The following is a 15,380-nucleotide window of genomic DNA, read 5'->3' as shown; positions in this document are numbered from 1 at the left end:
CATGATTGATTCGCCCCGCGTCTGTGTTCAGGTTCAAAGCGTCTACATTGAGTCCCAATCCACACCGGATGAAGAACGTTTTGTCTTTGCTTATACCGTAACCATTCGCAATCTGGGGCGGATGCCTGTGCAACTGCTCGGGCGCTACTGGCTTATCACCAACGGCAATGGCCGTGAAATTGAAGTCCAGGGCGAAGGTGTGGTCGGTGAACAACCCCATATCGCCCCTGGCGAAGAGTATCAGTACACCAGCGGCGCGGTAATTGAAACGCCGCTGGGTACCATGCAGGGCCATTACGAAATGGTCGATGCCGACGGTAATGCTTTCCGCATTGCTATTCCCGTATTCCGTCTCGCCGTACCTACACTTATTCATTAATCTAATGTCTACATATCTGATTGGCGACGTTCACGGTTGCTACGATGAACTGATCGCATTATTAAAACAGGTCGACTTCACCCCCGGGCAGGATACGCTCTGGCTGACGGGCGACTTAGTGGCGCGCGGTCCCGGTTCCCTGGACGTTCTCCGCTATGTCAAATCGCTGGGCGACAGCGTGCGCATGGTGCTGGGCAACCACGATCTGCATCTGCTGGCCGTATACGCCGGGATCAGCCGTAATAAGCCGAAAGATCGCATTACCCCCCTGCTGGAAGCGCCGGATGCCGATGAGTTGCTCAACTGGCTGCGTCGCCAGCCGCTGCTACAGATTGACGAAGAGAAAAAACTGGTGATGGCGCATGCCGGCATCACGCCTCAGTGGGATCTTGAGACGGCAAAAACCTGCGCGCGCGACGCCGAAGCGGTGCTGGCGAGCGACTCCTACCCGTTCTTCCTCGATGCGATGTACGGCGACATGCCAAATAACTGGAGTGATGATCTCAGCGGCCTGGCGCGACTGCGTTTTATCACCAATGCCTTTACGCGCATGCGCTACTGCTTCCCGAACGGACAGCTGGATATGTATTGCAAAGATACGCCGGAAAATGCGCCTGCGCCGCTTAAGCCGTGGTTTGCCATTCCGGGCCCCGTGACAAACGAATATAGCGTGGTATTTGGGCACTGGGCATCGCTGGAAGGAAAAGGCACCCCGGAAAATATCTACGCGCTGGATACCGGATGCTGCTGGGGCGGGGATTTAACCTGCTTACGCTGGGAAGATAAGACCTACTTTGTGCAGCCATCCAACCGACAGCTGGACTTAGGCGAAGGTGAGGCGGTCGCCTCCTGAAGATGTTTATCCTCTCCCTTCGAGGAGAGGATAAAACCGTTAACGACGTTCCAGAATTTCGAAGCAGTAGCTGTGCGAGTTTTGCGCATCCGCATCGTGAAACTCACTGAATACAGACTCCCACTCGTCCGGATCGTAATCCGGGAAATGGGTATCCCCTTCCACTTCCGCATCAATGTGCGTCAGATACAGTTTCTGCGCTTTTGGCAGGAACTGCTCATACACACGCCCGCCGCCGATCACCATGATCTCTTCGGCATCGCCGCAGGCGGCAATGGCTTCATCAACGGACTTAACCCACTGCACGCGATCGTCAGTGCCCGGCTGGCTACTGATCACAATATTCTTACGACCCGGCAATGGACGACCAATCGACTCCCAGGTCAGGCGGCCCATCACTACCGGCTTGTTTAACGTAGTACGTTTAAACCATGCGAGATCGGCAGGCAGGTTCCACGGCATGGCGTTTTCCATGCCGATAACGCGGTCTACCGCCAGCGCTGCAATCAGACTGATCATTGAAAATTTCCCGGATGCAAAAAATTGCCGCCACTATACGGAAAGCTTAATCTTTCGTCGACTGGCGGCAGGGTAAAGAATTAGAAATTTTTTAATATTGCTGGCAACTCCACTTCACGCAGAGGGTTTACTCTCCGGTTCATCCTCAGGATCACCGGTATGCTTGCCCTCTTCCGTTCCTTGCCAGCCGTGGCGCTGAACCAGCGACAGGTGATTACGATCCTCGTTGATGATCTCCGTCAGCATGGTGCTGGTGCGTTTAAACACCGCAGCGCGTTCGGTTGCCGTACTGCTCGCCATCGCCACCATCTCTTCCACCATCTCATGGTTAAAACGGCGGAATAAATCGGCACGCTCACGCGCTTCATACGCGCCAAGTCCCAGGCTTTCCAGCGCCATGCGGCCAGATTTGAGCGCCCCTTCGAAGGTTTCACGTTCAGGGGCTGCCACACCCGCCTGACGGAGCTGGATGTAATGATCCACATCGCGCGCACGAGAGATAATGGTCAGATGCGGAAAATGCTCTTTGACCAGCTCAACCATCTGCATACTGGTCTCTGGATCGTCGATGGCGTTAATCAGCACCTCGGCCTTCGCCGCGCCGGCGGATTCCAGCAGATCAACCCGGGTCGCATCACCGTAAAATACTTTCATATCGAATTTACGCAGCGTATCCACATGGTCAGGATCGTGATCGAGGATAACCATTTTGACTCCGCTGGAGAGCAGTAAACGGCCGGTAATCTGCCCGAAGCGGCCAAATCCGGCGATGATCACCCGCGGCTGCTCCTCGTCGATCTCATCGGCTTCTCGTTCCTGTTCGCTTCCCGTTTTTTCCAGACGCGTCAGCAACACCAGCAGGATCGGCGTTGCGGCCATCGACAGCGCAACCGCCAGCGTCAGCGCTTTTGCCCATTCCGGATCGAGTACATTTGCCATCTGCGCTGCGCCAAAGACCACGAAAGCAAACTCACTCCCCTGCCCCAGCAGCACGGCAAACCAGCGACGCTGCGGTTTTGGCACGTTTAACGGGCGGGCGATCAGCCACAGCATCGCCATTTTAATGACCAGGAAACCCACCAGCAGAATGATGATGCGCAGCGGATGGGTCACCAGCGTCCCGAAGTCGATAGACATCCCGACGCCGATGAAAAACAGCCCCAGCAGCAATCCTTTAAACGGCTCGATATCGCTTTCCAGCGCGTGACGGTATTCGGAGCTAGCCAGTAAGACCCCCGCGAGGAAGGCACCCATTGCCATCGACAGCCCGGCCTCTTCAAGCAGCAATCCAAAACCAAACACCAGGAATAACGCAACGGCGCTGAATACTTCGCGCAGGCCAGAGCGAGCAACAAAGCGCAGCAGCGGACGCGTTACGTAGCGACCAAGCAGAACAACCAGCGCCAGCGCACCAACAACCTTCAGCGCTGATAAGGCAAATGCCCCCAGCGTCGTTGATGCGCCGCTGGTTGCCAGCAGCGGGATCATCGCCACCAGCGGGATGGCAGCAATATCCTGGAACAACAGTACGGAGAAGGTGCTGCGCCCCATTTGCGACACCGTCAGGTTACGCTCGTTCATAGCCTGCATGGCAATAGCCGTCGAGGAGAGCGCCAGCGTCATGCCGATCAACTCCGCGACTTTCCACTCCATCCCGAGCAGAATGCAGAACCCGCCCAACAGCAGACCGCAGGCCAGCATTTGCAGAGCGCCTCCGCCAAACACCGAGGCGCGCAGTTTCCACAGCCGCTGCGGATCCAACTCCAGGCCAATCACGAACAGCATAAGCACCACGCCGATCTCCGCAAAATGCAGGATCGACTCGGCATCCGTCACCAGCCGAAAACCCCAGGGGCCAATTACACACCCGGCAATCAGATAGCCGAGCACCGAGCCCAGCCCCAGACGAACCGCCACGGGCACAATTAATGCCGCCGCGCCAAGATAAATCAGCGCCTGTATCAGCGTATGGCTATCCATTGTGCGTCTCCTGCCACTCAAGTAAGCGTTGTTTGTAGTGACGAGCCTGCGCCTGCAAGGTTTCATCGTCGCAGACAAAGGTACAGTGCATCGCAAAAGGCGGAAGCCAGTTCAGACCGCAGTAAAGGGCAGTAGCCTGGAGCGGCTGCGCCAGCACGTCAAATCCGGGGAAGGCGCCAATCTCAAAATGGCTTTCCCCCCCGCCGGTGGTAACAGCCCACATCAGGCTTTTGCCATGAAGCGCGTTGCCGTTGTGTCCGTATGCCCAACCGTGGGAGAAAACTTTGTCGATCCACAATTTCAGCAGCGGAGGGGTGCTGTACCACTGCATCGGATGCTGCCAGACGATCAGATCGGCACGAGAGAGCGCCTCCTGTTCGGCGGCGACATCGATATTAAAATCAGGATAGAGTTGATAGAGGGAACGTATCTCTACGTTTTCGAGCGTCCTTGCCTGCTCAAGCATCCGCTTATTCGCATGCGAATGCTGCGGATAGGGGTGCGCATAAATTATCAGAACCATGAATATGCCTGTCTTCTGCTTTTCTTGTAGCAATGAGTGTAGACAGTTCCCCCCCCAACTGAAAGAGGCTAACGACCGCTTCAAAGTAAATCGCAAGGATTGGCAACCTTTGTCGCCATACAAACGCGACTGACGCGAAAGAAGGAGCACCACGCTAGCGACGAATTAACCCTGCAAAATGATTATGCAGACTCATATTTTTAACGAATATTTTTAGATTATCTTAAGTCATATTTTAATAAATCAACCTGTACATAACTCATTGAAAAAATAATAATTTTATGCTTTTTTGTTTTGAGCTCAACCTTAAAGATAGTCAATATACGTTTTACACACGTTATCTGATGTTCCTTCTCACTCAAATGGATGTGTACATGAGCAAAAAATTCTTCAAATTAAATAATACAACCAAAACTCTAGGGAAGATATTTCCTGCTTTGTTGATATGCACCCCCGCGGTTGCATTTTCTGCAATCATTGATCAATCAACCTCAGTCCCTCAAGATTTTTCAGCCGATGCTGAATATGTTATTAATAAAGACGTGACGATATCCTCCGCGGGTAGTGAAGCGGCGGTGTCTGTCACTGGGTTTACTACCACTACTACCACTAATTATGGCAATATTTCTGGCACGGGAAATGGCCTGGATATTAATACTGGTGAACAGCGCATTTTAATTAATAACGACATCGGTGCAACCATTTCCTCCACCACCGCGAATGCTGTTAATATTCAGTCAATGCTCGGTGATTTTAATAACAGTGGAAATATTATCGGTGCGGAAAATGGCATGTTTGTCGGCGAAAACTCTTCCGCAGTAAACATTATCAATACCAGCACCGGAATGATAAAAGGAAAAACGGGTCTAAGTACTCGGTATGGTATTGGCATTAATAACAGTGGCGCAATTATCGGTACAAATGGTGATGCTATTACGGCAACTAATGGCAACACCAAGCTTACTAACAGTGCCCTTGTGCAGGGAACCGAGAACGGTATCAATGTAAAAGATACTGCAAAATTGGATATCAAGAATAGCGGAACGATTAGTGGTAATACAGCCGCTATTATTTTTGCCAGCAATAAAAATAACACGCTGGTGCTTGATACGGGTTCCGTCCTTGTCGGTGACGTTATTTCCACCAATTCCACGGGAAACACCCTCACTCTGATCGGCACCGGTACAGAAGACAGCAATTTTGTGGGTCTGAATGAAGGGGACGGTTTTGCCAGCGTCACAATGAACGGCGAAAACTGGGCGCTGTCGGGCGATATTGACATTATTGGCTCTGGCGACTCCTTGCTGATAGACAAGGGCGCGTTAACCCTGGCGGGCGAAGTATCCAACACCGGTAATACGCGGGTGGCCAAAGACGCCTCGCTGCAACTGGGCGATGGCGAAAAAACTGCGATGCTCAGCGGTGGGATCACCAACAACGGTACCGTCATTTTCAATCAGGGTAGCGATTTCACTTTCGCCACCGACATGACCGGTAGCGGTAACGTCGAAAAAGTAGACTCCAACACCCTGACCCTGACGGGCAAAAATAGCTACACAGGGGATACGGTTCTGCACGGCGGCACCACGCTGGTCTCCACCGGCGCAACGCTCGGCGTCAAGGGCAGTAACGCCACTGTTACCGTTGAAAATGGCGCGACCTTTGCCACCGCAGGCGAAGTGAACAACAACATCGCAGTTCTTAGCGGCGGTACGCTGGCGGCATGGAATGCCGTCCAGGGTAACTCCACGCTCAGCGCTTCCGACGTCGATACCATCAACGGTAACGTGACTAATGGTGGTACGCTGTTACTCAGTGCGGCTGATAATAGCGTTGGCAATAATTTTACGATTAATGGCGACTACACCGGCTCTGACGGTAGCCAGATTGTGATGAACAGCACCCTGGGTGAAGATAATTCACCAACTGACCACCTCACTATTACGGGCAGCAGCTTCGGTCAGTCCGGCGTCAGCATTACCAACATTGGCGGCGCAGGCGCGCAAACCATTAACGGTATGGAAATTGTCAGCATCGGCGGCAGTTCCGAAGCCCAACTGACGCTGGCAAAACCGGTCGTCGCAGGCGCCTGGGAATATAACCTCTACCAGCACAGTGACGGCAACTGGTATCTGGAATCAAAGGCGACGCCTTCTGATGATCCTTCTGACGACACCGATGACGGTGGCAATACCGATGATGGCGGCAACACCGATAACGGCGGCAACACCGATAACGGCGGCAACACCGATAACGGCGGTAACACCGATAACGGCGGTAACACCGATAACGGCGGTAACACTGACAACGGCGGCAACACCGATAACGGCGGTAACACCGACAACGGTGGTAACACCGACAACGGTGGTAACACCGACAACGGCGGTAACACTGACAACGGCGGCAACACCGACAACGGCGGTAGCACTGACAACGGCGGTAACAATGCGCCGGAAGTCATGGCGCCTGAAGTGGGTGCTTACTTAGGCAACTACCTTGCCGCACAGGGCATGTTCCTGCATAAACGTGACGATCGCGACCAGATCACCTTCCGCAATGAAGACGACCTGAACACCTGGATGTACGTTAAGGGTCGCTATCACGAGAACGATGCGGGTGGCGATAAAGTCAGCTATGACACCACCACGACCGTACTGCAAGTCGGCAGCGATTTCATGAGCAAGCCAATGGATAACGGTATCTTGCGTGCTGGCGGGATGTTCGGTGCAGGCCAGGCGAAGACCCACTCTGATGCGAAGCACAACGTGCGTGACGCACAGGGTAAGGTTGATGGTTTCAATGTTGGGCTTTACGCCACCTGGCAGGAAGATCAGAAATTACGTCTGGGCAGCTACGTTGATACCTGGGCCGCATACAGCTGGTACAACAACAAAGTCACCAGCAACCGCAACGACGAAGACTACGATAGCGAAGGTTTCGCCGCGTCTGTTGAAGTCGGCCACGCGTGGGTTATCCAGTCAGAAAATGAACGTACCTGGAAGATCGAGCCGCAGGCGCAGGTGATCTACAGCTATCTCGATCAGGAAAATCATACCGATCGCGACGGCGTACGCGTCACTACCCTGGACAACGACAGCGTCTTTGGTCGTCTCGGCGTTAAAGCAAGCTACTTCCAGCAGAAGGACGTCAAGGCCTGGCAGCCGTACGTCGCGGTTAACTGGTTGAAAGGTGCTGGTCAAAACGATCTGGCATTCAACGACGAGACCGTCAGCAACGATACGCCGGAAGATCGTGGTCAGTTAGAGCTGGGCGTAACCGGCAACCTGAACGAAACCACGACAATCTCCCTGCGAGCCAGCGGCGAATGGGGTGAAAACAGCTATGCCGCATACGGCGGTCATATTTTGTTAAACCATCGGTGGTAATCGATCATTCTGAAGCAAAAAAGCAGTGGCATGTGCCACTGCTTTTTTTTAGTTATCCAGCTCACCCATTGATTTAACCTGGTCGCGGTTAATCTGTTCAGTTTGACCGGTTTCGGCGTTTTTGTACGATACCAGACCGGTATCGTCATCCACCTGCGGTTTCCCGTCAGTAACAATCGTTTTGCCATCGGTGGTTTTTACGGCCTGATTGGACGAACAGCCCGCCACGGTGAACATTGCGGTGGCAGCCAGAACGGAAGCGATCAGTAATTTATTTTGCATGGTGTATTCCCCTGCTCTCAGTTGAATTTTCGTTATCGACCTAACTATTTTAGGCTAACTGACTGAAAGCGGATGAAAAACCAGAAGGTTCTTAAGATGGGAAAATTGCCCGGTAACCGAACGGTACCGGGCAATGGGGGTTACTTGCTAATCTGCGCGTGCATTTCCTGCACCGAAATCACCTTCTCGGTGGCATCCGCATTCAGCGCCATCGCTGTTGCGAAACCGCCGTTCAGGGTGGTGTCGTAGTGCACTTTGTATTGCAGCGCGCTGCGGCGAATCAGCTTGGAGTCTTCAATCGCCTGGCGTCCTGCGGTGGTGTTGATGATGTAGGTATATTCGCCATTCTTGATACGATCCTGAATGTGCGGACGACCTTCATGCACTTTGTTCACCAGACGCGGGTTGATACCCGCTTCACCCAACACAATCGCCGTACCGTGAGTGGCGTCCAGCTCGAAGCCCTGTTTCAGCAGCTTGGCGGCCAGGTCAACCACGCGCTCTTTATCGCCTTCGCGAACGGAGAGCAGCGCACGGCCAGATTTTCTCATGGTGGAGCTACTGCCCAGCTGCGCTTTCGCAAACGCTTCTGCGAAGGTGCGGCCCACGCCCATTACTTCCCCGGTAGAGCGCATCTCTGGCCCTAACAGCGGGTCAACGCCCGGGAATTTGTTGAACGGCAGCACCACCTCTTTCACCGAGTAGTACGGCGGGATGATTTCTTTCGTGACGCCCTGCTGAGCCAGCGTCTGGCCAGCCATCACGCGCGCCGCCACTTTCGCCAGCGGAATACCGGTCGCTTTAGAGACAAACGGTACGGTACGCGCCGCACGCGGGTTGACTTCAATCAGATAGACTTCGTTGTCTTTTACCGCGAACTGAACGTTCATCAGGCCGCGAACCTGAAGCTCGAAGGCCAGCTTCTGCACCTGCTGGCGCATCACGTCCTGAATCTCCTGGCTCAGGGTGTACGCTGGCAGAGAACAGGCGGAGTCACCCGAGTGCACGCCCGCCTGCTCGATGTGCTCCATGATGCCGCCAATCAGCACCATTTCGCCGTCGCAGATGGCATCCACGTCGACTTCAACCGCGTCGTCGAGGAAGCGGTCGAGCAGCACTGGCGCATCGTTGGAAACGCTCACCGCCGTCTGGAAGTAGCGACGCAGGTCCGCTTCGTCGTAGACGATTTCCATCGCGCGGCCGCCCAGTACGTAGGATGGACGCACCACCAGCGGGTAGCCGATCTCTTTCGCTTTCTCAACGGCCATTTCAATCGCGGTCACGGTGGCGTTCGCCGGCTGTTTCAGCTTGAGACGGTCAACCGCCTGCTGGAAACGCTCGCGGTCTTCCGCACGGTCAATCGCATCCGGGCTGGTGCCGATAACCGGTACACCTGCTGCTTCCAGCGCGCGCGCCAGCTTCAGCGGAGTCTGGCCGCCGTACTGCACGATCACGCCTTTTGGCTTCTCGATGCGCACGATTTCCAGCACGTCCTCCAGGGTAACCGGCTCGAAGTAGAGGCGGTCGGAGGTATCGTAGTCGGTCGAGACGGTTTCCGGGTTACAGTTGACCATGATGGTCTCGTAACCGTCTTCGCGCAGCGCCAGAGAGGCGTGTACGCAGCAGTAGTCAAACTCGATGCCCTGGCCGATACGGTTTGGACCGCCGCCCAGCACCATAATCTTGTCGCGGTCGACGGACGGGTTCGCTTCGCACTCGTCTTCATAGGTGGAGTACATGTACGCGGTATCGGTCGAGAACTCTGCCGCACAGGTGTCCACGCGCTTGTAAACCGGATGCAGGTCATACTGGTCGCGCAGCTTGCGGATCTCCGCTTCGCGCACGCCCGCCAGTTTAGCCAGACGCGCATCGGCGAAGCCTTTACGCTTCAGCATACGCAGGAAGTCAGCGTCCAGGCCGTTGATGCCCAGCTCCGCCACTTTCTCTTCCAGACGCACCAGCTCTTCAATCTGCACCAGGAACCAGCGGTCAATGTTAGTCAGGTTAAATACACCGTCGACGGACAGGCCCGCGCGGAAGGCATCGGCGATGTACCAGATACGCTCTGCGCCCGCGTCTTTCAGCTCACGGCGGATTTTGGTCAGCGCTTCCGGGTCGTCCAGGCTGACTTTCGGGTCAAAGCCGGTCGCGCCCACTTCCAGGCCACGCAGCGCTTTTTGCAGGGATTCCTGCTGCGTGCGGCCAATCGCCATGACTTCACCAACAGATTTCATCTGGGTGGTCAGACGGTCGTTGGCGCCGGCGAATTTCTCGAAGTTAAAGCGAGGAATTTTAGTCACAACGTAGTCGATGGACGGTTCGAAGGACGCAGGGGTGCGGCCACCGGTGATGTCGTTCATCAGCTCGTCAAGGGTGTAACCCACCGCCAGTTTCGCCGCCACCTTCGCAATCGGGAAGCCGGTGGCTTTGGAGGCCAGCGCGGAGGAACGGGACACGCGCGGGTTCATTTCGATAACAATCAGACGGCCGGTTTTCGGGTTCACCGAGAACTGCACGTTAGAGCCGCCGGTTTCCACGCCGATTTCACGCAGTACCGCCATCGAGGCGTTACGCATGATTTGGTACTCTTTGTCGGTCAGCGTCTGAGCTGGCGCAACGGTGATAGAGTCGCCGGTGTGGATCCCCATCGCGTCAAAGTTTTCGATGGAGCAGACGATGATGCAGTTGTCGTTTTTATCACGCACCACTTCCATCTCGTACTCTTTCCAGCCAATCAGCGATTCATCAATCAGCAGCTCTTTGGTTGGGGAGAGATCCAGGCCGCGCTCACAAATCTCTTCAAACTCTTCGCGGTTGTAGGCAATGCCGCCGCCGGTGCCGCCCATGGTGAACGATGGACGGATGATGCACGGATAGCCCACTTCAGCCGCAACGGCCAGCGCTTCTTCCATATTGTGCGCGATACCGGAACGCGCGGTATCAAGGCCAATTTTTTTCATTGCCACGTCGAAGCGGCGACGGTCTTCTGCTTTATCAATCGCGTCGGCGGTCGCACCGATCATGGTCACGCCGAACTCTTCCAGCACGCCCTGACGCTCCAGCTCCAGCGCACAGTTCAGCGCCGTCTGGCCGCCCATGGTCGGCAGCACCGCGTCCGGACGCTCTTTCTCGATAATTTTGCGTACCACTTCCCAGTGAATCGGCTCGATGTAGGTCGCATCCGCCATTTCCGGGTCGGTCATGATGGTCGCCGGGTTAGAGTTCACAAGAATGACGCGGTAACCCTCTTCACGCAGGGCTTTACACGCCTGCGCGCCAGAGTAGTCAAATTCACAGGCCTGGCCGATGACAATCGGGCCAGCGCCAAGGATCAGGATGCTTTTTATGTCTGTACGTTTTGGCATGGTCTTCTCAGCTCCTGATTATTTAGCGATCTTACGGTATTGCTCAATAAGTTCGATGAAGTGATCGAACAGCGGTGCGGCATCGTGTGGGCCCGGGCTGGCTTCAGGGTGGCCCTGGAAGCTGAACGCAGGCTTATCGGTACGATGGATACCCTGCAAGGTACCATCGAACAGTGATTTGTGCGTCACGCGCAGGTTAGCTGGCATCGTCGCTTCATCCACAGCGAAGCCGTGGTTCTGCGCGGTGATCATCACCGTGTTGTTGTCGATATCTTTCACCGGGTGGTTACCACCGTGGTGGCCGAACTTCATCTTGACGGTGTTCGCTCCGCTCGCCAGCGCCAGCAGCTGATGGCCGAGACAGATGCCGAATACCGGGATATCGGTTTCAAGGAAGGACTTGATGGCGTCGATAGCGTAGTCGCACGGCGCCGGGTCGCCAGGACCGTTAGAGAGGAAGATGCCGTCCGGGTTCATCTTCAGAACATCTTCCGCAGACGTTTGTGCCGGGACGACCGTCAGGCGGCAGCCACGGTCAACCAGCATACGCAGGATGTTGCGCTTGGCGCCAAAATCGTAGGCCACCACGTGGAACGGCAGCTCGCTTTCCGGTTTCGCTTCCGGCAGGTCGCCTTCCAGCGTCCAGCTACCCTGCGTCCAGCTGTAGGCTTCCGCCGTGGTCACTTCTTTCGCCAGGTCCATACCGTTCAGACCCGGGAAGGCTTTCGCTTTTTCCAGCGCCAGCGTCGCATCGAGGTTATCCCCTGCGATGATACAACCGTTTTGTGCGCCCTTCTCGCGCAGCAGACGCGTCAGCTTACGGGTATCGATATCGGCAATCGCCACAATGTTATGGCGCTTCAGGTAAGAAGAGAGGTCTTCGGTGTTGCGGAAGTTGCTGGCAATCAGCGGCAGGTCGCGAATGACCAGGCCTTGCGCATGTACCTGAGAGGATTCTTCGTCAGCCGCATTGGTGCCGACATTGCCGATATGAGGATAAGTAAGAGTAACGATTTGGCGAGAATAGGAAGGATCAGTGAGGATTTCTTGATAACCGGTCATTGAAGTATTGAAAACGACTTCCCCAACCGCCGAACCCGTTGCCCCTATGGCCCGACCGATAAACTGGGTTCCGTCTTCCAGAACCAATAGCGCTGACTTAATCAAAACACCCTCCAGAGAATATTCACTCACTTTATTTGCATATTAATTCATAACCATATCATGGATCAATGCAAATGTGTTGCCAGCGGATTTTTGGCAAACGGCGGCATTCTGGGGATTTGCCATGTAAAAGTCAACTTAAAACGGGAGTTTTGTTTATTCTTTTGCAAGCCTGGCATCTGGAATGGGATTTAATGGGCAAAAAGATCAGGTAAATCATTCCGGAAAACGCTTGCGCGGCAGGTTTGTTAGAATTTTAGGGAGGCGGGTGACAAAAAGTGGACCAGATGGTCAAAATTTACATATATTTCACAGAAAAATGGCACATCAATAAGCTTTATACCGCCTAAGCATTATTTTTTATCTAAAACGGATAAAATAAGAGGGCAATAAATTATTGCCCCATGCAATCAAGTAATTACGACTGCAATAACCACATCACGATGGGTAATATCGCTTACAAATTATTGAGATCAAGCACATCTCGCATATCAAAAAGACCCTTTTCCTTCGCGTTAAGCCACAAAGCGGCGCGAACTGCACCATTCGCAAACGTCATGCGGCTTGACGCTTTGTGGGTAATCTCAACACGTTCGCCAATATCGGCGAACATCGCCGTATGTTCACCGACGATATCGCCTGCACGAACGGTTGCGAAACCAATTGTCCCGGGCACGCGTTCGCCGGTATGTCCTTCACGGGTATAGACCGCGCACTCTTTTAAATCTTTATCAAGTGCATGAGCAATCGCTTCGCCCATCGCCAGCGCCGTGCCTGATGGAGCATCAACTTTATAGCGGTGGTGTGCTTCAACAATCTCAATGTCGGTATAATTGCCCATCACCTTCGCTGCCTTTTCCAGCAGTTTCAGCATGACGTTAACGCCGACGCTAAAGTTCGCAGCGAAGACAATCGCAATGTCGGTGGCTGCGTCCTGAATGGCCTGTTTACCGGCATCATCGAAACCAGTGGTACCAATCACCATCCCTTTACCGTGCTGACGGCAAAACGCCAGATGAGCCAGCGTGCCTTCCGGACGGGTAAAGTCGATGAACACATCAAAGTCTTCTTTCACTGCCTCAAGGCTGCTCTGTACGGTTACGCCTGTCTTGCCCGCGCCCGCCAGTTCGCCTGCATCGGCTCCCAGCAGGGATGAACCCTCACGCTCCAGCGCCGCGCCGAGTGCCACGCCATCCATCTGTAGTGCCGCCTGAATCAGCTGGTGACCCATACGTCCACCCGCGCCCGCAATAGCAACGCGGATCTGTGCATCATGCATAGTTATTCTCTTACGTTAAAATGATGTAAACCGTTTTCAGATTAACCAGCCTTGGCAAAGCCTGCCAACTGAAAACACCGATAATTAGAATTTAACGTGAAACCGACTTAAATATCAGTAAAAGACATGATTTTGTCGTCACGATAAAGTTTGGGGCAAAAAAAAGGCCAGCACAGGAGGTGCTGGCCTTTCATCAGATAAAGAACTATTCCACTTCTCGCGCGTCAATACGCAACTCTTTCGGCACTTCAAAGACAATGTTCTCTTCGCGGCCTTCCAGCGGCACCGCTTCGCCACCGCCCAGCTCTTGCAGGCGGGCAATGACGTTCTGCACCAGAATATCCGGCGCTGAAGCGCCTGCGGTAACACCGACGCAGACCGCGTTTTTCACCCACGCTTCCTGAATGTCCGTTGCGTCGTCGATTAAAAACGCCGCTTTCCCCATACGCTGCGCCAGTTCGGCCAGACGGTTAGAGTTAGAGGAGTTTTTCGAGCCGACCACCAGCACCACGTCCGCCTGTTCAGCCAGCGCGCGCACGGCTTCCTGACGGTTGGTGGTTGCGTAGCAGATATCATCTTTGCGCGGCCCGACGATTTTCGGGAAGCGCTGGCGCAGGGCGTCAATCACGTCTGAGGTGTCGTCCACGGAAAGCGTCGTCTGGGTCATAAACGACAGTCGGGCTTCGTTTTTCACATTCAGCGTAAAGACGTCTTCCGGTGACTCAACCAGATACATGCCCCCTTCCGGGTTGCTGTACTGGCCCATGGTGCCTTCCACTTCCGGGTGACCGGCGTGACCAATCAGAATTGACTCTTCACCGCGACGGCTGGCGCGCGCCACTTCCATATGCACTTTGGTCACCAGCGGACAGGTGGCATCGAAAACGGTCAGATCGCGGTTTTTCGCCTCGTTGCGTACCGCCTGCGAGACGCCGTGCGCGGAGAAGATGAGAATTGCGCCGTCCGGCACTTCGCTGATCTGCTCGATAAAAATCGCACCGCGCTCGCGCAGGCTGTCGACCACGTAGCGGTTGTGCACCACTTCGTGACGCACGTAAATCGGCGCGCCGTAAATCTCCAGCGCGTTTTCAACAATGCTGATAGCGCGGTCTACACCGGCGCAAAAACCGCGCGGGTTAGCCAACAGGATCTGCATTTCAGGCCTCCAGTGCCGGATCGATCTCCAGCACTTCTACATCAAAATGGACAGTGCGCCCGGCAAGCGGATGGTTGAAGTCAACGGTAATCGAGTCGCCGTTGATTTCGCGGATCACGCCAGGCATTTCGCTGCCGTCCATAGCGGTAAAGAGCATAATTGCCCCGATCTCCGGTTCACCCGCGTCCATAAACTCACGACGGGAGAAGTACTGGATCAGATCCGGGCTTGGCACGCCAAACGCGGCATCCGGCTCCAGCGAAAAGGCTTTTTTCTCACCCTCTTTCAGACCGAGAAGCTGCTGCTCAAGACCTTCAGACAGGGAGGTATCGCCAAGACGAAACAGGGCTGGTTTGCCGTTGTTGCGGGTGGATTCGGCCGTAGAGCCGTCATCCAGCTTCAGCGTAAAGTGAACGAGAACCGCGCTGTTGCTCTGTACGGATTTAGACATGCAAATTGCTCGCTTGTTTTGGGTCACCTGTTGCCCGGTGGCG

12 protein-coding genes are annotated in these 15,380 nt (G+C 54.5%); 3 read left to right on the top strand and 9 right to left on the bottom strand.

What is annotated here, in order from left to right; translation table 11 throughout:
• The first annotated feature begins 1 nt into the window (after nt 1).
• Nucleotides 2-379: a Co2+/Mg2+ efflux protein ApaG gene (gene apaG, locus RY075_RS04075; RefSeq protein WP_003856425.1), complete on the top strand. Its 378-nt coding sequence runs from the start codon at nt 2-4 to the stop codon at nt 377-379.
• Nucleotides 380-383: 4 nt separating this feature from the next.
• The gene (gene apaH, locus RY075_RS04070) at nt 384-1,232 is read left to right on the top strand and encodes a bis(5'-nucleosyl)-tetraphosphatase (symmetrical) ApaH (protein WP_015572649.1); all 849 of its coding nucleotides are present in this window, start codon (nt 384-386) and stop codon (nt 1,230-1,232) included.
• Between the two features lie 39 nt (nt 1,233-1,271).
• On the opposite strand, the gene folA is transcribed toward apaH, so the two are convergent.
• The 3 genes from folA to kefF all read right to left on the bottom strand — a co-directional run bounded on the left by folA (nt 1,272) and on the right by kefF (nt 4,254).
• Complete coding sequence (gene folA / locus RY075_RS04065; RefSeq protein WP_003856431.1) at nt 1,272-1,751, bottom strand: type 3 dihydrofolate reductase; 480 nt, start codon at nt 1,749-1,751, stop codon at nt 1,272-1,274.
• Nucleotides 1,752-1,865: 114 nt separating this feature from the next.
• Complete coding sequence (kefC, locus tag RY075_RS04060; RefSeq protein ID WP_003856433.1) at nt 1,866-3,731, bottom strand: glutathione-regulated potassium-efflux system protein KefC; 1,866 nt, start codon at nt 3,729-3,731, stop codon at nt 1,866-1,868.
• Complete coding sequence (kefF, locus tag RY075_RS04055; protein ID WP_003856435.1) at nt 3,724-4,254, bottom strand: glutathione-regulated potassium-efflux system oxidoreductase KefF; 531 nt, start codon at nt 4,252-4,254, stop codon at nt 3,724-3,726. Before kefF ends, kefC begins: the two co-directional genes overlap by 8 nt.
• Before the next feature lie 374 nt (nt 4,255-4,628).
• On the opposite strand from kefF, the gene RY075_RS04050 reads away from it, so the two are divergent.
• On the top strand, nt 4,629-7,640 hold the full coding sequence (locus RY075_RS04050; protein ID WP_080461308.1) for an autotransporter outer membrane beta-barrel domain-containing protein: 3,012 nt from the start codon (nt 4,629-4,631) through the stop codon (nt 7,638-7,640).
• Nucleotides 7,641-7,688: 48 nt separating this feature from the next.
• Here RY075_RS04050 and RY075_RS04045 read toward each other — a convergent pair whose 3' ends face one another.
• From RY075_RS04045 to fkpB, 6 genes are all read right to left on the bottom strand, one after another.
• Nucleotides 7,689-7,922, bottom strand: coding sequence for a YgdI/YgdR family lipoprotein (locus RY075_RS04045; RefSeq protein ID WP_003856439.1), 234 nt, complete (start codon nt 7,920-7,922; stop codon nt 7,689-7,691).
• Nucleotides 7,923-8,062: 140 nt separating this feature from the next.
• Entirely contained in the window at nt 8,063-11,287 is a 3,225-nt protein-coding gene (gene carB, locus RY075_RS04040; RefSeq protein WP_023315370.1) for a carbamoyl-phosphate synthase large subunit, read from the bottom strand.
• 18 nt (nt 11,288-11,305) lie between these two features.
• Nucleotides 11,306-12,454 carry a glutamine-hydrolyzing carbamoyl-phosphate synthase small subunit gene (carA, locus tag RY075_RS04035; RefSeq protein WP_032608475.1) on the bottom strand — a complete coding sequence of 383 codons (1,149 nt, stop codon included), beginning with the start codon at nt 12,452-12,454 and terminating at the stop codon, nt 11,306-11,308.
• Nucleotides 12,455-12,908: 454 nt separating this feature from the next.
• Nucleotides 12,909-13,730 (bottom strand): 4-hydroxy-tetrahydrodipicolinate reductase, encoded by an 822-nt coding sequence (gene dapB / locus RY075_RS04030; RefSeq protein WP_109948595.1) that lies wholly within the window; start codon nt 13,728-13,730, stop codon nt 12,909-12,911.
• Between the two features lie 205 nt (nt 13,731-13,935).
• A complete protein-coding gene (gene ispH / locus RY075_RS04025; protein ID WP_003856448.1) occupies nt 13,936-14,886 on the bottom strand; it encodes a 4-hydroxy-3-methylbut-2-enyl diphosphate reductase in 951 nt (316 codons plus the stop codon).
• Between the two features lies 1 nt (nt 14,887).
• A complete protein-coding gene (gene fkpB / locus RY075_RS04020; protein ID WP_003856450.1) occupies nt 14,888-15,337 on the bottom strand; it encodes an FKBP-type peptidyl-prolyl cis-trans isomerase in 450 nt (149 codons plus the stop codon).
• Between the last annotated feature and the right edge of the window lie 43 nt (nt 15,338-15,380).

It is taken from the genome of Enterobacter sp. JJBC (genome assembly GCF_036936505.1).
Lineage (GTDB): Bacteria > Pseudomonadota > Gammaproteobacteria > Enterobacterales > Enterobacteriaceae > Enterobacter > Enterobacter hormaechei_C.
Note: the sequence above shows the minus strand (reverse complement) of the source record. Positions and strands in the feature narration are given on the sequence as shown.